Source organism: Burkholderia sp. 22PA0106 (assembly GCF_047497155.1).
Lineage (GTDB): Bacteria > Pseudomonadota > Gammaproteobacteria > Burkholderiales > Burkholderiaceae > Burkholderia.
In genome coordinates this window covers 2,634,562-2,655,285 of record NZ_CP163162.1, presented here as the reverse complement: position 1 = coordinate 2,655,285, position 20,724 = coordinate 2,634,562, and the positions used below count along the sequence as shown (strand labels likewise).

At 68.6% G+C, this 20,724-nt stretch carries 20 protein-coding genes; 14 read left to right on the top strand and 6 right to left on the bottom strand.

The window, feature by feature from the left end; all coding sequences use genetic code 11:
- Positions 1-395: 395 nt before the first annotated feature.
- Positions 396-1,280, top strand: a complete 885-nt coding sequence (locus AB4850_RS11380) for a Dyp-type peroxidase (protein ID WP_414439909.1) — start codon at positions 396-398, stop codon at positions 1,278-1,280.
- Positions 1,281-1,384: 104 nt separating this feature from the next.
- Here the strand turns inward: AB4850_RS11380 and AB4850_RS11375 are convergent, their stop codons facing one another.
- Both AB4850_RS11375 and AB4850_RS11370 read right to left on the bottom strand, forming a co-directional pair.
- The gene (locus AB4850_RS11375) at positions 1,385-1,786 is read right to left on the bottom strand and encodes an OsmC family protein (protein WP_414439908.1); all 402 of its coding nucleotides are present in this window, start codon (positions 1,784-1,786) and stop codon (positions 1,385-1,387) included.
- Positions 1,787-1,878: 92 nt separating this feature from the next.
- Positions 1,879-2,823: a LysR family transcriptional regulator gene (locus tag AB4850_RS11370; protein ID WP_414439907.1), complete on the bottom strand. Its 945-nt coding sequence runs from the start codon at positions 2,821-2,823 to the stop codon at positions 1,879-1,881.
- A gap of 133 nt (positions 2,824-2,956) precedes the next feature.
- On the opposite strand from AB4850_RS11370, the gene AB4850_RS11365 reads away from it, so the two are divergent.
- The 8 genes from AB4850_RS11365 (at position 2,957) to AB4850_RS11330 (ending at position 12,036) form a co-directional block, all read left to right on the top strand.
- A complete protein-coding gene (locus tag AB4850_RS11365) occupies positions 2,957-4,195 on the top strand; it encodes an acyl-CoA dehydrogenase family protein (RefSeq protein WP_414439906.1) in 1,239 nt (412 codons plus the stop codon).
- A complete protein-coding gene (locus tag AB4850_RS11360) occupies positions 4,192-5,271 on the top strand; it encodes a phosphotransferase family protein (protein WP_414439905.1) in 1,080 nt (359 codons plus the stop codon). The genes AB4850_RS11365 and AB4850_RS11360 overlap by 4 nt, the downstream gene beginning before the upstream one ends.
- Positions 5,268-5,969 carry a histidine phosphatase family protein gene (locus tag AB4850_RS11355; RefSeq protein ID WP_414439904.1) on the top strand — a complete coding sequence of 234 codons (702 nt, stop codon included), beginning with the start codon at positions 5,268-5,270 and terminating at the stop codon, positions 5,967-5,969. Before AB4850_RS11360 ends, AB4850_RS11355 begins: the two co-directional genes overlap by 4 nt.
- Before the next feature lie 51 nt (positions 5,970-6,020).
- Entirely contained in the window at positions 6,021-6,791 is a 771-nt protein-coding gene (locus tag AB4850_RS11350; protein WP_414439903.1) for an SDR family oxidoreductase, read from the top strand.
- A 51-nt stretch (positions 6,792-6,842) separates the two neighbouring features.
- A complete protein-coding gene (locus AB4850_RS11345; RefSeq protein WP_414439902.1) occupies positions 6,843-7,637 on the top strand; it encodes an SDR family oxidoreductase in 795 nt (264 codons plus the stop codon).
- 49 nt (positions 7,638-7,686) lie between these two features.
- Positions 7,687-8,703 (top strand): NADP-dependent oxidoreductase, encoded by a 1,017-nt coding sequence (locus AB4850_RS11340; RefSeq protein WP_414439901.1) that lies wholly within the window; start codon positions 7,687-7,689, stop codon positions 8,701-8,703.
- A 593-nt stretch (positions 8,704-9,296) separates the two neighbouring features.
- Positions 9,297-11,402 (top strand): TonB-dependent receptor, encoded by a 2,106-nt coding sequence (locus AB4850_RS11335; protein WP_414439900.1) that lies wholly within the window; start codon positions 9,297-9,299, stop codon positions 11,400-11,402.
- 205 nt (positions 11,403-11,607) lie between these two features.
- Positions 11,608-12,036 (top strand): hypothetical protein, encoded by a 429-nt coding sequence (locus tag AB4850_RS11330; RefSeq protein ID WP_414439899.1) that lies wholly within the window; start codon positions 11,608-11,610, stop codon positions 12,034-12,036.
- A 92-nt stretch (positions 12,037-12,128) separates the two neighbouring features.
- On the opposite strand, the gene AB4850_RS11325 is transcribed toward AB4850_RS11330, so the two are convergent.
- From AB4850_RS11325 to AB4850_RS11310, 4 genes are all read right to left on the bottom strand, one after another.
- Positions 12,129-13,181 (bottom strand): AI-2E family transporter, encoded by a 1,053-nt coding sequence (locus AB4850_RS11325; RefSeq protein ID WP_414439898.1) that lies wholly within the window; start codon positions 13,179-13,181, stop codon positions 12,129-12,131.
- 203 nt (positions 13,182-13,384) lie between these two features.
- Positions 13,385-13,972, bottom strand: coding sequence for a YSC84-related protein (locus tag AB4850_RS11320; protein ID WP_414439897.1), 588 nt, complete (start codon positions 13,970-13,972; stop codon positions 13,385-13,387).
- A gap of 57 nt (positions 13,973-14,029) precedes the next feature.
- Complete coding sequence (locus tag AB4850_RS11315; protein WP_414442012.1) at positions 14,030-14,425, bottom strand: DUF883 family protein; 396 nt, start codon at positions 14,423-14,425, stop codon at positions 14,030-14,032.
- A gap of 486 nt (positions 14,426-14,911) precedes the next feature.
- Positions 14,912-16,861 (bottom strand): ExeM/NucH family extracellular endonuclease, encoded by a 1,950-nt coding sequence (locus AB4850_RS11310; RefSeq protein ID WP_414439896.1) that lies wholly within the window; start codon positions 16,859-16,861, stop codon positions 14,912-14,914.
- Between the two features lie 163 nt (positions 16,862-17,024).
- Here AB4850_RS11310 and rrtA point away from each other — a divergent pair, with 163 nt between their 5' ends.
- The 5 genes from rrtA (at position 17,025) to AB4850_RS11285 (ending at position 20,417) form a co-directional block, all read left to right on the top strand.
- Positions 17,025-17,657 carry a rhombosortase gene (gene rrtA, locus AB4850_RS11305; protein WP_414439895.1) on the top strand — a complete coding sequence of 211 codons (633 nt, stop codon included), beginning with the start codon at positions 17,025-17,027 and terminating at the stop codon, positions 17,655-17,657.
- Positions 17,658-17,727: 70 nt separating this feature from the next.
- Positions 17,728-18,081, top strand: coding sequence for a YciI family protein (locus AB4850_RS11300; RefSeq protein WP_414439894.1), 354 nt, complete (start codon positions 17,728-17,730; stop codon positions 18,079-18,081).
- A 133-nt stretch (positions 18,082-18,214) separates the two neighbouring features.
- A complete protein-coding gene (locus AB4850_RS11295; RefSeq protein ID WP_414439893.1) occupies positions 18,215-18,622 on the top strand; it encodes a YciI family protein in 408 nt (135 codons plus the stop codon).
- A gap of 86 nt (positions 18,623-18,708) precedes the next feature.
- Positions 18,709-19,125 (top strand): VOC family protein, encoded by a 417-nt coding sequence (locus tag AB4850_RS11290; RefSeq protein ID WP_414439892.1) that lies wholly within the window; start codon positions 18,709-18,711, stop codon positions 19,123-19,125.
- The gene (locus AB4850_RS11285) at positions 19,122-20,417 is read left to right on the top strand and encodes an RNA polymerase sigma factor (protein WP_414439891.1); all 1,296 of its coding nucleotides are present in this window, start codon (positions 19,122-19,124) and stop codon (positions 20,415-20,417) included. The genes AB4850_RS11290 and AB4850_RS11285 overlap by 4 nt, the downstream gene beginning before the upstream one ends.
- Positions 20,418-20,724 lie beyond the last annotated feature (307 nt).

The window sequence follows — 20,724 nt, the reverse complement described above, 5'->3', positions numbered from 1 at the left end:
GCGGAGCGTGCCGGTGAAGCAGGGCAATGACGGAAGACGGCCGGGAAGAACAGCGGGCGGAACGGCCCCGGAAGGCCGCCGCGGGGGCGAAGCTAGTTCGCGCCTTGCGGCATGACGTTCGGGAAGCCGCAGTGTGATGGCTTGTGACGCATCGTTTGACCTCCCTTGAACGTAAGCGATGGAACGTGGATGAGGGCGAGGCGGCGGGCGCCGCGACACCGTCGAGCGAAAACCCGCCCGATTACGCGATTGTAATCGCGCCCGGGAGGTAATGCCAAGCTGTTGCCGAATCGACACGGCGACGGCCGCCATGTCGCATGTCCCGCTCGTCGCGTATGGGACAATCCGGCCCTCGATTCCCGTCCCCACCGCAACCGCCACTGACGCACATCACGATGAGCACCATCCAGCAAGGCATCCTGTCGCCGCTGCCGCCGGCCAACCGTTACCTGTCGCTCCAGATCGCCGACCCCGCCGACGTGCCGCGCGCGCTGGCCGCGCTGCGCGACGCCACCGACGCGGCGCGCACGGTGGTGGGCGTCGGCCCGTCGCTTGTGCAGGCGCTCGACCGCAAGATCGACGGCCTGAAGCCGTTCCCCGACCTGTCGAAGCCGGGCGCGCCGGTGCCGTCCACGCAGGTCGCGCTGTGGGTGTGGCTGCGCGGTGACGATCACGGCGAGATCACGCTGCGCTCGCGCGCGATCGAGACGCTGCTGGCGCCGGCCTTCGTGCTCGACAGCGCCGCCAACGCGTTCCGCTACGCCGACGACCGCGATCTGTCCGGTTACGAGGACGGCACCGAAAACCCCAAGGGCGACGAGGCGGTGGAGACCGCGTTCGTGACCGGCAAGGGCGCGGGCCTCGACGGCGCGAGCTTCGTCGCGGTGCAGCAATGGGTGCACGATTTCCCCGCGATGAACGCGATCGAGGGCGACGAGATGGATCGCATCGTCGGCCGCCGCAAGTCGGACAACGAGGAACTGGAGGATGCGCCGGCCTATGCGCACGTGAAGCGCACCGAGCAGGAGAGCTTCACGCCCGAGGCCAAGGTGCTGCGCCGCTCCGCGCCGTGGGCCGACGAGCGCCGCGCGGGCCTCTATTTCGTGGCGTTCGGCCATTCGTTCCGCGCGTTCGAGGTGCAGATGCGCCGCATGGTCGGTGCGACCGACGGCGTGCTCGACGGCCTGTTCCGCTTCACGCAGCCGGTGACGGGCGCGTTCTTCTGGTGCCCGCCGGCTTCGGCCGACGACCGGCTCGACCTGTCGGCGCTCGGGATCTGAGCGGAACGAATTCAAGCGCGCCAGCAAAAACCGCGCCCCGGCCAGTGACGGCCGGGGCGCGGTTTTTTTATGGGCGCGGCGTTCTGCCTGACGGCGCGGCGGCTTCAGCGCACCATGGTGTCGATGCGCGTGCCGCGCTTGATGAACAGCGTGACCGGCGTTTTCTCGGCGATTTCGCCGAGCCGCGTGCGTTGCGCGTCGTCGAGTTCGCCGTCGAGCGTGATGGTGCGGCGCACGTATTGCGTGCCGTCGTGGTCCGCGTGCAGCTCGGCGTGGACGTGCAGCTTGACCGTCGGCCATTCCTTGCGCTGCATGTACATGCGCAGCGTGGCCGCGGTGCATTGGCAGAGGCTCGCGAGCAGCAGCTCGAACGGCGCGGGGCCGACGCCGCGGCCGCCCTCGCGTTCGGCTTCGTCGCCCTGGAAGCGATGGGCGCCGGCCTGGATGTCGACGACGTAGTTCGGGGCATCGGCAGCCAGTTCGGCTGCGGCGTGGATCAGGGGCATGAGGTTCCTCGGCGGGTGGGGCGTGTCGACAGCATAAACGGGTTGCGTGCCGCTCGTTGTTAAGCGAGTTGTCGAACCTGAGTGCCGCGCGCTCAGGCGTTGGCGATCGCCGGCTCCTCGCCGCCGCCCAGCGCGGCGGCGCGCACGATCGTCGCGACCCGTTCGCGAAACCAGCGGTGCGCGCCATCGGCATCGCGCGATTCGTGCCAGTACGCGTGGATCGCATAAGGCTTCACGCGCAGCGGCAGCGGCATCGCCACCACCGGCAGCAGCCCGGTCATTCGCAGTGCGTAGGAACGCGGCAGCGTCAGCAGCAGGTCGCCGGCCGCCGCGATCTGGCAGGCCGCGAAATAGTGCTGGCAGACCAGTTGGATCTGGCGATAGCGGCCGTCGGCGGCCAGCAGCACATCGAGCGAGTTGGGCTCGCCGAGCGGCGAGACGGTCACGTGGCGCGCGGCGAAGTAATCGGCGCGGCGCAGCGGCCCCGCGGCGAGCGGATGATCGCGGCGCAGCACCACGCACAGCGCGTCGTCGGCCAGCGTCTCGCGCACCACCTGCGGCCCGGCCGGTACGCGCCGTTCGATCGCCAGATCGAGTTGGCCGCTGGCGATCTCGCGCCCCACCTCGGCCAGCGCCACGCGGCGGCTCACCAGCGTGATGCGCGGCGCCTCGCGCGCGAGCCGTTCGACCAGTTGCGGCAGCGCGATCGATTCGAGCACGTCGCGAATCCCCACCACGAAGCGCTGCTCGACGCTGGCCGGATCGAAATGCGCCTGCACGTGCGCGGCGGCCTGCAGGCCCTTCAGGTGGCGCTGCACGTCGGCGATCACGGCGCGGGTGCGCTCGGTGGGCGTCACGCGATTGCCCTGGCGCACGAACAGCGGATCGCCGAAATGCGCGCGCAGCCGGTTCAGCGCGTGCGTGACGGCGGGCTGTGTCAAGTGCAACGCGCGGGCCGCCGCGCTGATGCCGCCGTGCACGTAGATCGCGTCGAGCACGCGGAACAGATTCAGGTCGAGGCGCAGGTCGGAAGTCACGGGCGGGGCGGCACGGCGAAAGGCGGGAAGCCAGCATATTACTTTGGCTGATGACCTGCCATGAAGAACATTCATTTCATCGATCGGTGCGATCGGCGTAGGCTGGGCGTCACTTCAAACGGGGGACGATCTCATGGATTTCACGCCGACCGCTCGCAGCCAGGCTCTCGCCGAACGGCTGACGCGCTTCATGCACGACGAGATCGCGCCCGCCGAGGCCCGCTATGCGGCCGAGCTGGCCGGCGGCGCGGATTGGCGGCGCTGGCGGCAGCCGGCCACCATGGAGGCGCTCAAGCGCAAGGCGCGCGAGGCCGGCCTGTGGAACCTGTTCCTGCCCGAAACCGAACTGGGCGGCGCGGGCCTGAGCAACGCCGAATACGCGCCGCTTGCCGAGATCATGGGCCACTCGTTCATCGCGCCCGAGGCGTTCAACTGCAACGCGCCCGACACCGGCAACATGGAAGTGCTGGCGCGCTACGGCACGCCCGAGCAGCAGCGCGCCTGGCTCGCGCCGTTGCTGGCCGGCGAGATCCGCTCGGCGTTCTGCATGACCGAGCCCGAGGTGGCCTCGTCGGACGCCACCAACATGCAGGCCACCGCCGTGCAAGACGGCGATGCGTTCGTGCTGAACGGCCGCAAGTGGTGGTCCACCGGCATCGGCCATCCGCATGCGCGCGTCGTGATCTTCATGGGCCTGACCTACCCGGATGCCGAGCCGCATCGCCGCCACACGATGGTGCTGTGCCCGCTCGACGCACCCGGCGTGACGATTGAGCGGATGCTGCCCGCGTTCCATCATTTCGACGAGCCGTCGGGCCACGGCGAGGTGCGTTTCGACCAGGTGCGCGTGCCGGCCTCGAACGTGATCCTCGGGCCGGGGCGCGGCTTCGAGATCGCGCAGGGCCGGCTCGGGCCGGGCCGCATCCATCACTGCATGCGCGCGCTCGGCGCGGCCGAACGTGCCTTGACGCTGCTATGCCGCCGCGCCGAGGCGCGCACCGCGTTCGGCAAGCCGCTGGCGGCGCTTGGCGGCAACGCCGACATCGTGGCGAACCTGCGCATCGCCATCGAGCAGGCGCGCTTGCTGACGCTGAAGGCCGCCTGGACCATCGACACGCACGGCGTGAAGGCAGCCTTGAGCCTGATCTCGCAGATCAAGGTGGCGGTGCCGGCCGTCGCGCAGCAAGCGGCCGACGCGGCGATCCAGATCCACGGCGGCGCGGGCGTGTCCGACGACGTGCCGCTCGCCGCGCTGTATGCCTATGCGCGCGTGCTGCGGCTGGCCGACGGGCCGGACGAGGTGCATCGCGGCGTGGTGGCGCGGCTCGAATTCAAGCGTCAGGCCCAGGCGCTGGCGGGAGCGGCGGCATGAGCGCGCCGATCGATGCCGCCCGCGAAGTGCGCGACGAGGACCGGCTCGACGCCGTCAAGGTGGACGCGTTCCTCAAGGCGCAGGTGCCGGGCCTGGCCGGCGAGCCGACGATCCGCCAGTTCCACGGCGGCGCGTCGAACCTGACCTACCTGATCGCCTACCCGGGCCGCGAGCTGGTGCTGCGCCGCCCGCCGGCCGGCGCGAAGGCCGGCTCGGCGCACGACATGCTGCGCGAGGCGGCCGTGATGGCCGCGCTGAAACCGGCCTATCCGTGGGTGCCGGCGATCGTCGCGCGCTGCGACGATCCGGCCGTGACCGGTTCGGGATGCTATGTGATGGAGCGGTTGGCCGGCGTGATCCTGCGCCGCGATCTGCCGCCCGAGCTCGGCCTCGACGCGGCCGGCACGCGCCGGCTCTGCGAGCGCTTCGTCGACCGGCTGATCGAACTGCATGCGGTGGATGCCACCGCGCCGGCGATCGCCGGGTTCGGCCGTGGCGAGGGCTATGTCGCGCGGCAACTGAGCGGCTGGCGCGAGCGCTGGCAGCGCGCGCTGACCGACGGCACCGATCCGGCCGCCGACGTGACCGGCTGGCTCGACGCGCACCAGCCCGCGCACGACGGCCGGCTCTGCGTGATCCACAACGATTACCGCTTCGACAACGTGGTGCTCGACCCCGACGACCCGCTGCGCATCGTCGGCGTGCTCGACTGGGAGATGGCGACGCTCGGCGATCCGCTGATGGATCTCGGCGGCTCGCTCGCCTACTGGGTGCAGGCTGACGACGACGCGCCGTTCCGCGCGATGCGCCGCCAGCCGACCCACGCGCCCGGCATGATGACGCGCGACGAGGTGGTGGCCTATTACGGCGCGCGCACCGGCACCGACGTGAGCGGCTTCGCGTTCTACGAGGTGTTCGGGCTGTTCCGGCTGATGGGCATCATCCAGCAGATCTACCGTCGCTACGTGCTCGGGCAGACCACCAACCCGGCGTTCGCCGGCTTCGGCGATGCGGTGCGCTACCTGACGCTGCGCTGCCGCGCGCGCATCGCCGCCGCCGGGGGCGCCGCGCGATGAGCGAGATCGTCCTGATCCGCCATGCGCAGGCCAGCTTCGAGGCGGCCGACTACGATTGCCTGTCGGCGCGCGGCGAGACGCAGGCGGCGCGGCTCGGTGCGTGGATGGCCGCGCGCGGCGCGCAGCCCGCCGCGATCGTGACCGGCACGCTGCGCCGCCATGCGCAAACCGCCCTGCATTGCGCGCAGGCGGCCGGCGTCGCGCCGCCGCTGCGCGTGCTGCCCGGCCTCGACGAACTCGATTCCGACGAACTGATCGCGCGCTACCGGCCCGCGCTCGCCTCGCGCGACGCGCTGCTGGCCGAGCTGGCGCGCGCCGGCGACCCGCGCCGCGCGTTCCAGGCGCTGTTCTCGGGCGCCGTCGCGCGCTGGACCTCGGGCGAGGCCGACGCCGATTACGCGCAACCGTGGCCGGCGTTCCGCGCGGCGGTGCTCGACGCGTGGGACACGCTGCTGCGCGAGGCCGGGGCCGCGCACGACGGCGAAACCTGGGTGGTGTCGTCGGGCGGCCCGATCGGCGCGATCGTCGCGCATCTGGCCGGCGCGCCGCCGCAGCGCTGCTTCGATTTCGCCTGGCCGCTCGTCAACACCAGCGTGTCGCGCATCCGGGCGGGCCGCAGCGGCGCGCGGCTCATCACCTACAACGCCTGGCCGCATCTCGACACGCAGGCCGACGCCGCGCTCGTTACGCATCGCTGAGCGCTGCCGATTCAGAGCGAATCCCTTCGTTATCCAGAGGAATCCATCACGATGACCGCACCCGATCTGTTCGATTTGTCCGGCAGGATCGCCCTCGTCAGCGGCGCGAGCCGCGGCATCGGCGAGGAGGCCGCACGCCTGCTCGCCGCCTGCGGCGCGCATGTGATCGTGTCGAGCCGGCGCATCGACGATTGCCGCCGGGTGGCCGACGCGATCGTCGCCGACGGCGGCTCGGCCGAGCCGGCCGCCTGCCATATCGGCGAGCCCGAGCAGATCGAGGCGCTCTACGCCGCGCTTGACGCGAGGCATGGCCGGCTCGACATCCTCGTCAACAACGCCGCCGCGAACCCGTATTACGGCCCGATCGTCGACACCGGGCTCGACGCGTTCCAGAAGACGGTCGACGTCAACATTCGCGGCTACTTCTTCATGTCGACGCACGGCGCGCGCCGGATGGCCGCGAACGGCGGCGGCGCGATCGTCAACGTCGCATCGGTGAACGGCGTGATTCCGGGCGACAAGCAGGGCATCTACTCGATCACGAAGGCGGCGGTGATCTCGATGACCAAGGCGTTCGCGGTCGAATGCGCGGCCGACGGCGTGCGCTGCAACGCGCTGCTGCCGGGCCTGACCGACACCAAGTTCGCATCGGCGCTGACGAAGAATCCGGCCGTGCTCGAACAGGTGCTCGCGCATGTGCCGATGCGCCGCGTGGCCGCGCCATCGGAAATGGCCGGCGCGATCCTGTTTCTCGCCTCGCCTGCGGCGAGCTACACCACGGGCGCGGTGCTCAACGTCGACGGCGGATATCTGTCGGTATAGTGGCGACGCGCGGCGCAGCGGCGCCGTGTGCAACGAATTCGAGGAGCAAGCATGACGACGATCGGAACGCCGCGGCTCGCGGGCAAACATGCCTTCATCACGGGCGCGACGGGCGGGCTGGGCCGCGCGATGGCGGCGCGCATGGCCGAACATGGCGCGAAGCTGTTCCTGACCGACGTGGCCGCGCAGCAGCCCGCGCTCGAAGCGCTGGTGGCCGAGTTGAACGCGGCGGCCGGCAGCCGCGTGGCGTGGTTCGCCGAGCAGGACGTGCGCGACGAGGCGCGCTGGCAGGCGCTGGCCGCCGAGGCAAACGCGGCGATGGGCGGTTTGTCGGTGCTGGTCAACAACGCGGGCGTGGGTTCGCTCGGCACCGTCGAGCAGATCGAGCAGAAGGAGTGGCGGCGCGTGATGGACATCAACGTCGAAAGCATCGTGCTCGGCGTGCGCCATGCGCTGCCGTTCCTGCGCGACTGCCAACCGGCGTCGATCATCAACGTGTCGTCGGTCGCGGCCTTCAAGCACGAACCGGAATACACGGCCTACAACGCGTCGAAGGCGGCGGTGGCTTCGTTGACCAAATCGATTGCCGTCGATTGCGCGCGCAAGCAGACCGGCGTGCGCTGCAATTCGCTGCATCCGTCGTTCATCCGCACCGGCATCGTCGAGCCGTTCTTTCAGCAGCTCGGCGAGAACGCGGCCACCCGCAAGCTCGCGCGCGGCGTGCCGATGGGCCGGCTCGGCGAACCGGACGACGTGGCCTGGGCCGCGATCTATCTCGCGTCCGACGAGAGCCGCTACGTGACCGGCGCCGAACTCGTGATCGACGGCGGGCTGTGCGCGATGTGAGCGCGCGGCCGGCCCGATCCGCCGCTTTTCCCCTTATCGAGGAGACACCATGCCTGATACCGTCAACCGCCAGTTGCGCCTGAAGGCGCGCCCCGAAGCGCGCGTCGGCGCCGAACATTTCTCGCTCGTCGAAACGCCGCTGCCCGATCTTCAGGATCGCGAACTGTTGGTGCGCGTGCTGTATCTGTCGATGGATCCGACCAACCGCGTGTGGATGAGCGACATCCCGCAATACCTGCCGCCGGTGGCGATCGGCGAAACCATGCGTGCGCTCGGCATCGGCCGCGTGGTGGCTTCGCGCGCGGAGAAGTTCGCCGTGGGCGACCTGGTGCAGGGCCTGGTGGGCTGGCAGGACTATGCGCATGTGACGGCCGAGGACGCGCCGAAGCTGCTCAAGCTGCCCGAGCTCGGGTTGCCGCTGCCGACGCTGCTCGGCGCTTGCGGCATGAGCGGGCTGACGGCCTACTACGGGCTGACCGACATCGCGCCGGTGCAGCCTGGCGAGACGCTGGTGGTGTCGGCGGCGGCCGGCTCGGTCGGCTCGATCGCGGGGCAGATCGGCAAGATCCACGGCGCGCGCGTGGTGGGCATCGCGGGCGGCCCCGACAAGTGCCGCTACCTGACCGACACGCTCGGCTTCGACGCGGCCGTCGACTACAAGGCGCCCGATTGGAAGCAGGCGCTGAAGGCGGCCACGCCCGACGGCGTGCACGTCGATTTCGAGAACGTGGGCGGCGAGGTGATGCGCGCGGTGCTGTCGCGGATGGTGATCGGCGGGCGCGTGGCGATGTGCGGGGTGATCTCGAACTACAACAGCCAGGGCCGCGCCAGCGACGATTTCGGCGTGGTGATCTCGAAGCGGCTGACGATGCGCGGCTTCCTGATCCTCGATTACCGCAAGAACCGCGAAGCCGTGCAGCAACTGGCCGGCTGGTTGCGCGACGGGCGCATCAAGGCCGAGGAAACCGTGGCCGAGGGGCTGGAGAACGCGCCGGACGTGCTGAACCGCCTGTTCGACGGCAGCCATCGCGGCAAGCTCGTGCTGCGCGTGGCCGCCGACGCCTGAGCGCAAAAAAAAGCCACGGATCGCTCCGTGGCTCGCAATGTTCCAGTCTAGAGGGGGAGTCCGACTGGAGTCTGGCCGCCTCCGATCACCTGGAACCGGGGTTGCCGGAAGGCGATCGCGAGACAGTTCCCATTGTTCTGGTGCGGTGCCGCAGAGTCAATTTCGGGCGATTAAGCGCGATTAAAGACGCTTACGAAGTCTTGCCCATCATCCGCTTTCAGCGGCTTTCATCCTGCTTGGGCGCGCGTGCGGTGCCCCTAGGCGTCTGACGTCGCCGGCCATGACCGGCACGTGGCGCTTCGCGACGAAGCGCCGACACGCCATTTCCCTGCCTGACAAAACCTCTCCGCAGATTCTTTCGGTTGCGGTGCTTGTTGTTACAAACTGAAATGATATAACATATCCCAGTCAGTTTGTTTTCAACTTGATTTCGACCCCGCGCGTGCCGCCCGGCCGGGTCGCGTGGAGGTCGTCGATTCGTGACGGCTCATTGCGCGGCCGAAATGATACGTTATAACGTGACGTATCGGTGAGCGGTATGGCGGTGTCGGCTCGGGTTCAGCCTTCATTTCACGACACCACCACCGTTCACCATGCGCGACTCCGTCCGTTCCCGTTCCCTGTCCGCCGCGCGCGGGCTGCCGCCCCTGACCCTGATGTTCGTCGCCAGCCTGGCCTATGCGCAGTCGGCGGCCACCTCCGCCCCAGCCGTTGCCACGCCTACGCCTACGCCGGCGCTTTCGCTGAACCCGGTGTTCGTCACCGCGAACCCGACCGGCGACACCGAGCTGATCTCGCCGACCGCCTCGATCGGCGGCGACGCACTCGCGCTGCGTCGCGCCGATTCGCTCGGCGGCTCGCTCGACGGCCTGCCCGGCGTGTCGACCACCACCTACGGGCCGCTGGTCGGCCGCCCGATCATCCGCGGCATGGACGGCGACCGCATTCGCCTGCTGCGCAACGGCGTGGCCGCGTTCGACGCGTCGTCGCTGTCGTACGACCACGCGGTGCCGCAGGACCCGCTGACGGTCGAGCGCGTCGAGATCGTGCGCGGGCCGGCCGCGCTGCTGTACGGCGGCAACGCGGTCGGCGGCGTGGTCAACAGCATCGACAACCGGATTCCGCGCGAGGCGATCAAGGGCGTGTCGGGCGCGGTCGACGCCAGCTATGGCGGCGCGAACAACGCACGCGCCGGGGCCGCGATGGTGGAGGGCGGCAACGGCCGCTTCGCGTTTCACGTGGATGCGTTCGATCGCGAAACCAGCAAGCTGCGGATTCCCGGCTACGCGCATTCGGATCGCCAACGCGCGCTCGACGGCCCCGACGCCGAGCAGACTTCCGGCAACATCCCCAACAGCGACGGCCGCCAGCATGGCGGCGCGGTGGGCGGCGCCTACACCTGGGCCGATGGCTATGCGGGCCTGTCGTACAGCGGCTTCGAATCGAACTACGGCTCGGTGGCCGAGAGCGACGTGCGCCTGCGCATGCGCCAGCAGCACCTGAGCGCTTCGTCCGAGATCCGCAACATCGCCGGCCCGATCTCGCAACTGAAGTTCGACTTCGGTTATACGGACTACGAACACAAGGAAATCGACAACGGCGAGACCGGCACCACGTTCCGCAACCACGGCTACGAAATGCGCATCGAGGCGCGTCATCGCAAGATCGGCCCGTTCGAGGGCGCGTTCGGCGTGCAGGCCTCGCAGAACACGTTTTCGGCGCTCGGCGAGGAAGCGCTGGTGCCCACCACGCAAACCACCAACGTCGCGCTGTTCGGCCTGGAGGAGTGGCAGGCCACCGAGGCGCTGAAGTTCAGCCTGGGCGGGCGCATCGAGCACATCAAGGTCGATCCGACGCCGGCCGGCAACGAACGCTTCGCCGGCGCGAGCGCGCGCACCTTCAACGCGGGCAGCGTGTCGTTCGGCTCGCTGCTGAAGCTGAACCCGGTGTGGTCGGTGGCCGGCAGCGTGTCGTACACCGAGCGCGCGCCGACCTTCTACGAGTTGTACGCGAACGGCCCGCACGACGCCACCGGCCAGTACCTGATCGGCAACCCCGCCGCGAAGAAGGAGAAGGCGATCTCGACCGACCTCTCGCTGCGTTACGCGAGCGGCCCGAACAAAGGCAGCATCGGCGTGTTCTACACGCGCTTCACGAACTACCTGACCGAGTTCAACACCGGCCGCCTGGTCGACGACGACGGCGAACCGGTCGCGCCCGGCACCGCCGACGCGCTCAGCGAAGCCAATTACCGTGGCGTGCGCGCCGAGTTCTACGGCATCGAGTGGGACAGCAAGTGGCGCGCGTTCCAGAAGGGCGCGCATCGTCTGGATTTCGAACTGAGCGGCGACTACACGCACGCGCGCAACGCCGAGACGGGCGAGCCGCTGCCGCGCATTTCGCCGCTGCGCGCCACGCTGGCCGCCGATTACGGCTATGGCCCGTTTGGCGCGCGTGCGCAGCTCACGCATGCCTGGGCGCAGCATCGCGTGCCCGAGAACGACCTGCAGACCGACGGCTACACGTCGCTCGGCCTGGTGCTCACCTATCGCTTCCGGATGGGCGCGACGCACTGGCTGGCCTACGTGCGCGGCGACAACCTGACGAACCAGGACATCCGCTACGCCAGCTCGGTGGTGCGCAACATCGCGCCCGAAGGCGGCCGCAGCGTGATGGTGGGGCTGCGCACGACGTTCTGACGCGCTGCCGAGTCGTTCACACCGGGAAATCAGGCCCGGCCGAGCACGAGCCCGGCCGGGCTTTTTTCATCAGGTGTCCGGAGTTTAGTAAGATGGCACGCGCCGAAAGCGGATCACGGCAGCGGCCGGCATCGATGCGCAATCTCGTGCATCGGCGCCGCGCCAGACTATTCCACTCCGCCTCATATTCCGGGAAGAAACAGACATGACGACACGACTCGCGTTGCGCGCGGGCCTGGCGGCCGCGCTGCTGTGCGCTGCCGCCGCGGCCCACGCCGCGCCGCTTTGCCAGACCCAGACGCAAGGCACGCACAAATCGAAGCTCTGCATCGAGCAGACGCCGTTCAAGCACGACTACTACACGTTGTGGGTGGACGATGCGCCGGTGTTCATGCTGCCCGACGATTACGTCGAGAGCGTCACGCTCACGCACGCGGTGCCCGACGACGACAGCAACGAATTCCCGCTGTCGAAGCAGGGCACGCGCACCGTGTCGATCACGGGCGGTTGCCGTCCGGTGGACGAAACGCAGGGCAGCGGCAACGATGCGGTGGTCGCCGAAACGGGCCGCACCTGCACGTTCCTCTGGGGCCAGCAGACGGTCGTGAAGGACATGCGCTTCAAGTTCGACTGAGCTGGATTGCCGCCGGCGCGATGCCGGCCGATGTGAAAACGGCGCGAGGATGCTCGCGCCGTTTTCGTTTGGGTGAGTCGCGGGAGCGTGAATCAGGGGTTCTGATCGGCGCGCGCGAAGATGTCCCAGGTGGCCATGAACAGCGCCGCCACGAGCGGGCCGATCACGAAGCCGTTGATGCCGAACAGCGCCATGCCGCCGAGCGTCGAGATCAGTACCACCCAGTCGGGCATCTTGGTGTCCTTGCCGACCAGGATCGGGCGCAGCAGGTTGTCCACCAGGCCGATCACACCCACGCAGAACACCACCAGGATCGCGCATTTCCAGATCTGCCCGGTCACGCCGAAATAGATCGCGGCCGGCGCCCACACGAGGCCCGCGCCGATCGCCGGCAGCAATGACAGAAACGCCATCAGCGCGCCCCACAGCAGCACGCCGTCGATGCCGAGGATCCAGAAGATCAGGCCGCCGAGCGCGCCCTGCACGAGCGCCACGGCGATGTTGCCCTTCACTGTGGCGCGCACGACCGTGGTGAACTTGGTCAGCAGCAGTTGCTTGTGATCTTCGTCGAGCGGCAGCGCGCGCCGCACGCGGCGGCCGATCTCGCCGCCGTCGCGCAGCAGGAAGAACACGAGGTACAGCATGATGCCGAAGCTGACCACGAACTGGAACGCGTTCTGGCCGATGCTGAAGGCCTGCGTCGCGACGAACTGGCTGATTGCCGCCGCGCCATCGGTCAGCTTCTTCTGCACGCTTGCGATGTCGGTCAGGCCGTAGCTGCGCAGGATGCGCTGAATGGACGCGGGCAACGCGTGCACGATCTCCTGGAACCAGCCCGTCATGTTCGGCTGCGCGGCCTTGATCTGCTGATAGGCGAACCCGATTTCCTGCACCAGCGTGCCGGCCACGAAGGTCAGCGGGATGATCACGATCAGCACGATCAGCGACAGCGTGACGAGCGCGGCGAGATTGCGCCGCTTGCCGAAATGCGCGGCGAACCAGCGCTGCACCGGCTGGAACAGGATCGCCAGAATCGTGCCCCAGAAGATCGCGCCGAAGAACGGCACGAGGATCCAGCAGAAGCCGATCGTGACGATGGCCAGCAACAGGTGGAAGAATTTTTGGTGGTCTTTCCCGCTTTCCATGAGGTCGCTCGAACGGCTTGTAATTAGGGGGGACGCGCGCCGGCGGCGCCGACATCCCGTGGTGCCCGGAATGCCGCGAGTATGCCTGCAACTCGCGAGGGCGGGTAGCGCGGCGCCGGAGCTTATGCTGCGCGCAGACAAAAAAAACGCCGCGGCGCGAGCCGCGGCGCTTCCCGGCGTGGAGGCCCCGAAGGGCCGCGCGCTTACGGGTTGATGCGCGAGACCTTGGTGCCGTTGACCGACAGGTCGCCCATCAGGCCCGCGTTGGTCAGCACGATGGCTTCGACCGGCGACGTGACCGTGTTCGAGTCGACCGCGCCATTCGCGCCGATCTTCACGACGGCGACCGAGGCGTCGGCGCCGGCCGACCAGCCGTCGGTGCTGCGGAACTTGTCGAGCGCGTCCTGCGTCATGAACAGGAACACCACGGCCTTCGATTGCGCGCCGGCCTGCAGGCCGAACGACAGCGACGAGGTGTTGTAGTAGCCGACCGTGCTGCCGCCCACGCGCAGGGCGCCGTTGCCGGTCTGTGCGCCAACGATGAAGCCGGCTTGCAGCACGCTCGGGAACACGAGCACGCCGCGCGACTTCGCCACCAGCTCACGCGAGCCCGGCACCGTCGAATACAGGCGCGAGAGCGTCGCGTCGACGCTCGAATTGATCGCCTGACGCTTCGACGAATTGGCCGCTGCGCTTTGCGGCTCGTTCGGCGGCGTGGTCGTGCAGCCTGCCAGGGCGAAGCTGCCGACGACGACGGCTGCAGCGGCTTTCATCATGAGTGCTTGACGCATGGTTTTTTCTCCTCGTTGCAAGTTGGATTGTGTGCGTGCGGGTAAGTCAGATTCGGATCAACGGCGTGCGAGCAGCAGGCCGGCGATGAAGGCGACGCCGGCGACCACGCCAGCCGTCTGCCACGGGTTTTCGTGAACCACTTGCGAGACGCGGTCGGCCTGCTCGCGAGCATGCGAGCGCAGGCGGTACAGGGCGTCTTCGGTGGCGTCGTCGAGGGTGCCGCGCACTTCCTCGAGACGGCTGTTCAGGCGCTTGCGCAGCGATTCGACGTCCGCGTCTTCCTTCTTCAGCAGGTCCTCGAGTTCGCCGACGAGCGAGCGGACGTCGTCTTTCACGTCCGAGTTGAGGTTGTGTGCGTTGTGGCGCGTATCGCGTGCAACACGGCGGCCGGTGCGGCGCAGTTCCGTGATGCCTCGGTCGATTTTGTCTTCGATGCTGTTCGTGAGTGCCATGGTGGTCGTTCTCCTTGAGATCGAGAAAAAAGGGTCGGTGATACGAGACATGCCCGAATCAGATTCGCATTCTCGGCCCAAGTTTCGCAACTCGCGTGCCAGGTCGGTCCCCATCTCTAAAAAGTCCTTTCGGGACAGGGGTTTGCGCAATTGAAACAAAATCTCTTGCCGCTTTCGTCAAGGCTTCGGAATTCGGTGAAATTTGCCGATTCTCGCGATGTGTGTGTCGGTAAAAATGGCAGGCCAAGCCCGGGAGCGACGCTTGCGACACCCCGCAAAGCGTTGCGGGGCTTGCGCTCGGTGGAAATCGGCCGCGATGCGTTCAAGGCCGCGAAAACCGGCGATTCCGTGCACCGCGGGGCGCTTTTTCTCCCGATCTCGCGATGGCGCCGAAATGCCGTGCGATTGATGCTTTTTTGCACGAAGCGGCGGTGCGGCTTGTAGTTTTTGCCGTTAGCCGCCCATCAGCCGCCCGCCGCCGTGGCGTCAGTCCAGCGTGCCCGGTTTGCGTTTTGCGCGCCATGCCGCCAACGCCGCGCCGCCACCGAGCGCGAGCAACAACCAGGCATCGCCCGCACCGCCGCCCGTCGCGGGTGAGCCGCCCGGGTTGCCGCTGCTGCCGTCCTGCACCGGCACCGCCGTATCGGCGAGCGCCAGATCGACCACCACCGGATCGTGATCGGACGAACGATACGCATCGGGCGCGTAGAAGCTCGTGCGCTGCGCGGTGCTCTTGTAGGCGTAGGTGTATTCGAGCGCGATCGGCTCGTCCGCGTTGATGTGCCATTCGTGCACGGCCTTCACGCGCGGCAGCAGCGCGGCCGACGCGAGTGCGTGATCGAGATACCCCGTTTCGCCGCTGTACACATAGCTGTACGCGTTCTCGCCGATGAAGTGCGCCGCGAGGTTCGTATAGCCGCGCGCCTCGAACAGCGCGATCGGGTCTTCCTTCGCGTAGCTGTTCATGTCGCCGATCAGCAGCACGCCCGCGCCTTCCACGCCGGTGGGGTTGCCGGCCAGCCAGTCGGCCAGCAGGCCGGCCGCGCGTACGCGGGTGGGATTCCAGCAGCTCTGGCCGTCGCCCTGGTCCGCATCGAGGCCGGTGGCATCGGTGCAGCCCTTCGACTTCAAATGGTTGACCACCACCGTCACGGGGCGTGTGCCGCCGATGCGGCGGAACGTTTGCGCGAGCGGCTGGCGGTTCTTGTTGTCGATCGCGAGCGTGGCGGCCTTGCCGATCGGCTCGACCGAGCGGCTGTTGTAGAGCAGCGCGACCTTGATCGCGTCGCCGCCGAGCTTCTCGACGCCGGGCTCGACCACGCGCCATTGGTCGCCGAGCCGCGCCGTGAGCTGGCGCACCGCGCTCAGGTCGCCGTAGCCGTTGTTGGCGATTTCCATCAGGCCGATCACGTCCGGCTGCAGTGCCGTGATCGCGCTGACGATCTTCGCTTCCTGGCGCTGAAATTCCGCGTAGGTAGGCGCGCCGCGGTTGTCGGGCGCGTCGAAGCCGGCGCCCTGGCCGTTGCCGTTGAAGTAGTTGAGCACGTTGAACGAGGCCACACGCACGTCGGCCTGCGCATGGCGCGCGGGCGCCGGGCGGCGCGGGTTGGCCGACGCGTCGAAGGCCGGCACGGCCGCGCCGGGCACCGGTTGCAGGCGCCACGCGCTGTAGCGCATCTCCATCACGCCCTCGACGTTCTCGACCGTGTAGCCGACCCGTATCGGGTTCGCCGCCGACAGGCCCGGCGCCGGATACGGCACGCTGGCCGGGTTCTGCCGGTTCGAGCCGTCGTCGAGGATCAGGCGGTTCAGCGCATTGGCGGCGGCGCGCGCCTTCGCCTCGGCCGGCGCGACCGCGTTGGTGGGCACCGACAGGCGGCCGTTGCTGAGGAGCACGCTGCCGTAGCGGCCCAGTTCGTAGACTTCGCTGACCGTCAGCTTTTGCGGCACGCGCACCAGCATGCCTTCCACCGCCGCGAACGCGGAGGCGTTCGCCACCGGCAGCGCGAGCGTGGCCGGCGTGACGTGCTGGCCGCTCGCGCATACGGCCATCGCGCCCGACAGCGTCAGTTGCGTCTGCCCGTATTTTTCCTCGACCTTGCCGGTCAGGTGAACCAGATCGCCCGCGGTGGCGCGCAGCCTCGGCGCGTAGACGAACAGGCCTTCCGACACGCCGGGCTGGTTGACGCGCTGTGCATCGGCCTGCTGGACGAAGAAGCCGCCGAAGCCATCCGTGCCGCCGTAATCGGCCGTGACCACGGCTTCGATCGAGACGGTTTGCAGGTTCAACGGCGACGGCGCGACGTTGCCCTGGATTTCGGCAATCGGCGTGGCGGCACCGCCGCAACCGGCGCTGACGGCGGCGGCGTGCGCGGGAAGCGCCGCCACCGCAGCGGCCAGCGACACGAGAACGAAACGCGGAATGGCTAGGTTCATGGCAGTTTTCGTCATTGAAGGAATTAGTAAGATTACGGACGAATATTGACAGTGAAATGTAATGAGCAGACGAAACCTGGCCATCCGGCCAGGGTGTGCCGGTTGCCGCGCGCGGGTACGCTGGCGTCATGGGTCGGGAGCTATCGATGCAAGGAAGAACGGCATGACGGCGCACCGGGCCGGCTGGTGCGTGGCGGCGCTGGCGCTGGTGGCCGTGCAGGCCTTGCCGGCCGCGTGGCGCGACGCGCTGGCGTTCGATCGCGCCGCGCTGCGCGACGGGCAGCTCTGGCGGCTCGTCAGCGCGCATTGCGTGCATCTGGGTTGGCGGCACGCGGTGCTGAACCTGGCGTGCCTGGCGGTGTGCGCCCCGCTCGTGGCGCGGCGGCACCGCGCCGGCCCGGTGCTGGTCGGGCTGGCGGCGCTCACGGGCGGGCTGTTGTGGGCCTTTGCGCCCGGTGTCGAGCGTTACGTCGGCCTGTCGGGCGTGATCTACGCGCTCGCGGTGCTCGGGCTCGCGCCGCTGGCGCGGCGCGGTTGGCTCGGGAGCGGGCTGCTGGCCGCGCTGTTCGTGCGCGTCGGCTGGCAGCTCGTGGCCGGTGTGCCGCCGGGCGAGGCCGTCTGGCTCGGCGGCCCGGTGGCCGCCGAAGGGCATCTGGCCGGCCTCGCGGCTGGCCTGCTGTGGCTCGGCGGGGCGGCGGTCGTGGCAAGCCGGCGCGACGGTGGGCCGGGGCAAGGTGGACCGTTCGAGCCGCTGCCGGGCGTCGATGGACGCTCGGCAGCCGCGCGCTCAGAATGAGTGGCATTGTTCTTGCCGTTGTCTTCGACGCTGTTTCGTCGTCACCGTTGTTCGATTACCGGAGAGAAACATGGCTTTTGTGCTTCTGATTGCCGAACCCACGGGCCAGCGCGCCCAACGCACGCAGGACGAGGGCCGCGCGCTGTACGAGCGGATGCTGCGCTTTGCCGGCGATCTGCAATCGCGCGGCGTGCTGCGCGTGGCCGAATCGCTGGTGTCCGAGGAGAAGGCCACGCGCGTGCAGATCCGCAACGGCGAGTCGCGCGTCGTCGATGGGCCGTATGCCGAGGCCAAGGAAATGATCGGCGGCTTTTTCCTGCTCGATGTCGCGACCGAGGGCGAGGCCGTGGCGATCGCCAAGGCGTGCCCGGCCGCCGAGTGGTGCACGGTCGAGGTTCGCGAGGTCGGGCCGTGCTTTCTTTGATCGCCCCGGCGCTGTAAATCGAGGAGTTGACCCGTCAATCGCAGGATCGATGTCGAAATCGCGGCGTGTCGAACGTCGTGGTGTCGGGAGCCGGCAAATCGCGGCTCCGCCACCGAACCGACGGAGAACAACCATGCGATTCATGATCCTAGTGCGGGCCACGCCCGCCAGCGAGGCCGGTTGCCGGCCCGACGATGCCCTGATGGAGGCGATGGGCGCCTTTCACGATGAGCTGGCGAAGGCCGGCGTGCTGCTCGATGCGGCCGGGTTGCGGCCGACCTCGCACGGCTGGCGCATCGAGCACGAGGGTGGCAAGCGCCGCGTGATCGACGGGCCGTTCGCCGAAACCAAGGAACTGGTGGCGGGCTATACGCTGATCCAGGTGCGTTCGCGCGACGAGGCGCTCGAATGGACGCGGCGCTTTCCGTCGCCGTTCGGCGCGCTCGAACGCGGCACGATCGAGGTCCGGCAACTGTACGAACCGGAGGATTTCGAGCCCGGCGGCTTGCTCGGCCCCGAAAAGCTTGCGCACCGGGCTTGAGGCGGCGTCTGCCGTTTTTGCTGCGCGTTTCACACCGTTTCCTCAAGGGGCCGGGCGGCCCCGCCGATCGAATCAGGAGGCTCACGATGCATCGCCAGATCTACATCAATCTTCCCGTGCGCGATGTGGCGCGCGCCCGCGCGTTCTACACCGCGCTCGGCTTCACGCCGGTGCCCGAATTCAGCAACGACGATGCCGCGTGCGTGCGGATCGGCGAAACGATCTTCGCGATGCTGCTGTCGCATCCGTTCTTTGCGAGCTTTACCGACAAGGCGATCTGCGACCCGGCCGAGCGCCTGCAAACGCTGCTGTGCCTGTCGTGCGACGGCCGCGAGGAAGTGGATCATCTGGTTGCGGTGGCGGCGCAGTCGGGTGGTGCGGCCACGCGCCCCGCCCAACAGCAGGGGCCGATGTACGGCGCAGCCTTCGCCGATCCGGACGGGCATGTGTGGGAGCTGGTGTACATGCCGGTGGCCGGCGAGGGCGTGGGAGCCGCCGCGTGAGCGGCACGGCCGCGCAGCGCGCGATCGAGGCGGTGTGGCGCATCGAGGCCGCGAAGATCGTCGCGTACCTCGTGCGCATCCTGCGCGACGTCGGCGCGGCCGAGGAGGTCGCCCAGGATGCGCTGGTGGCCGCACTCGAGCACTGGCCCGGCGAGGGCGTGCCCGACAACCCCGGTGCATGGCTCATGACGGCCGCCAAACGGCGCGCGCTCGACCGGCTGCGGCAGGAATCGCGGCACGCGCGCAAGCACACGCAGATCGGCCAGGAACTCGATGCGCTCGACGCGTGGGCCGTGCCCGACGTCGCCGATACGCTGGAGGCCGCGCGCGAGGATGTGATCGGCGACGACCTGCTGCGGCTCGCGTTCATCGCCTGTCATCCGGTGCTGTCGAAGGATGCGCGCGTGGCGCTCACGCTGAAGCTGCTCGGCGGGCTGTCGACCGGCGAGATTGCCCGCGCGTTCCTCACCCCCGAGCCCACCGTCGCGCAGCGGATCGTGCGCGCCAAGCGCACGCTGGCGGCGGCGCGCGTGCCGTTCGAGGTGCCGCACGAGCACGAGCGTGCTGCGCGGCTCGGCTCGGTGCTCGAAGTGATCTACCTGATCTTCAACGAAGGCTATTCGGCCACGGCCGGCGACGACTGGATGCGGCCGGCGCTGACCGACGAGGCGATCCGTGTCGGCCGCGTGCTGGCCGAGCTGGCGCCCGCCGACAGCGAGGTGCACGGCTTGCTTGCATTGATGGAACTGCAGGCCTCGCGCATGCATGCGCGCATCGATGCACAGGGGCGGCCGGTGCTGCTGCCCGAACAGGATCGCGGCCGCTGGGATTCATTGCTGATCCGGCGCGGGCTGGCCGCGCTCGAGCGCGCGCAGGCGTTGGGCGGGGGCCGCCGCCCCTACGCCCTGCAAGCCGCGCTGGCGGCCTGCCATGCACGGGCGCGCACGGCGGCCGATACCGACTGGGCGCAGATCGTCGCGCTCTACGATGCGTTGGCCGAGGCCGCGCCGTCGCCGGTGGTTGCGCTCAATCGCGCCGTGGCCGTGTCGATGATGGCGGGGCCGGCCGCCGGGCTGGCGCTCGTCGATGCGCTGGCGGACGATCAGGCGCTCGCGCATTACCCGTGGCTGCCGGGCGTGCGGGCCGATCTGCTGGCCCGGCTCGGGCGTCACGAGGCGGCGCGTGCGGCGTTCATGCAGGCGGCGGCGCTCACCCACAACGCCCGCGAACGCGCCTTGCTGCTCGAACGCGCCGGCGCGCTGCCGCTCGGCTCCGATTCCCCTCGCGACTGATATTGCGTGTGTGTTGATTGATCCCGGTATTGCCGATTGGTTACTCACGCGTTCATTTCAGTTTCACTGAATCTCAAGTCGAAACGATCGCCTAATAAAAATTCGAAATTAGGGTTTCAGAGCAAGGATAATTCGATCAATAAATAGATAGAATCTGACTCGACCTGAAAAATAAGAAACATAGGCGGGAGGCAAATTCCCGTTTGAGGCACTCGATATAGCGCCTCGGGTATCGAGAAACGCCGGGCGTGGATCGTCGATTCGGATGGTGCCTGCCTGACAAGGCGGGTGGCGGCGTCGGCGTGGT

Excerpts from the sequence above, each read along its gene's own strand:
- AB4850_RS11330 (WP_414439899.1), top strand. The coding sequence starts at position 11,608 with ATGACGACACGACTCGCGTTGCGCGCGGGCCTGGCGGCCGCGCTGCTG.
- AB4850_RS11355 (WP_414439904.1), top strand. The coding sequence starts at position 5,268 with ATGAGCGAGATCGTCCTGATCCGCCATGCGCAGGCCAGCTTCGAGGCG.
- AB4850_RS11300 (WP_414439894.1), top strand. The coding sequence starts at position 17,728 with ATGGCTTTTGTGCTTCTGATTGCCGAACCCACGGGCCAGCGCGCCCAA.
- AB4850_RS11360 (WP_414439905.1), top strand. The coding sequence starts at position 4,192 with ATGAGCGCGCCGATCGATGCCGCCCGCGAAGTGCGCGACGAGGACCGG.
- AB4850_RS11350 (WP_414439903.1), top strand. The coding sequence starts at position 6,021 with ATGACCGCACCCGATCTGTTCGATTTGTCCGGCAGGATCGCCCTCGTC.
- AB4850_RS11365 (WP_414439906.1), top strand. The coding sequence starts at position 2,957 with ATGGATTTCACGCCGACCGCTCGCAGCCAGGCTCTCGCCGAACGGCTG.
- AB4850_RS11335 (WP_414439900.1), top strand. The coding sequence starts at position 9,297 with ATGCGCGACTCCGTCCGTTCCCGTTCCCTGTCCGCCGCGCGCGGGCTG.
- AB4850_RS11325 (WP_414439898.1), bottom strand. The coding sequence starts at position 13,181 with ATGGAAAGCGGGAAAGACCACCAAAAATTCTTCCACCTGTTGCTGGCC.
- AB4850_RS11340 (WP_414439901.1), top strand. The coding sequence starts at position 7,687 with ATGCCTGATACCGTCAACCGCCAGTTGCGCCTGAAGGCGCGCCCCGAA.
- rrtA (WP_414439895.1), top strand. The coding sequence starts at position 17,025 with ATGACGGCGCACCGGGCCGGCTGGTGCGTGGCGGCGCTGGCGCTGGTG.
- AB4850_RS11290 (WP_414439892.1), top strand. The coding sequence starts at position 18,709 with ATGCATCGCCAGATCTACATCAATCTTCCCGTGCGCGATGTGGCGCGC.
- AB4850_RS11310 (WP_414439896.1), bottom strand. The coding sequence starts at position 16,861 with ATGAACCTAGCCATTCCGCGTTTCGTTCTCGTGTCGCTGGCCGCTGCG.
- AB4850_RS11375 (WP_414439908.1), bottom strand. The coding sequence starts at position 1,786 with ATGCCCCTGATCCACGCCGCAGCCGAACTGGCTGCCGATGCCCCGAAC.
- AB4850_RS11320 (WP_414439897.1), bottom strand. The coding sequence starts at position 13,972 with ATGCGTCAAGCACTCATGATGAAAGCCGCTGCAGCCGTCGTCGTCGGC.
- AB4850_RS11380 (WP_414439909.1), top strand. The coding sequence starts at position 396 with ATGAGCACCATCCAGCAAGGCATCCTGTCGCCGCTGCCGCCGGCCAAC.
- AB4850_RS11345 (WP_414439902.1), top strand. The coding sequence starts at position 6,843 with ATGACGACGATCGGAACGCCGCGGCTCGCGGGCAAACATGCCTTCATC.
- AB4850_RS11315 (WP_414442012.1), bottom strand. The coding sequence starts at position 14,425 with ATGGCACTCACGAACAGCATCGAAGACAAAATCGACCGAGGCATCACG.
- AB4850_RS11295 (WP_414439893.1), top strand. The coding sequence starts at position 18,215 with ATGCGATTCATGATCCTAGTGCGGGCCACGCCCGCCAGCGAGGCCGGT.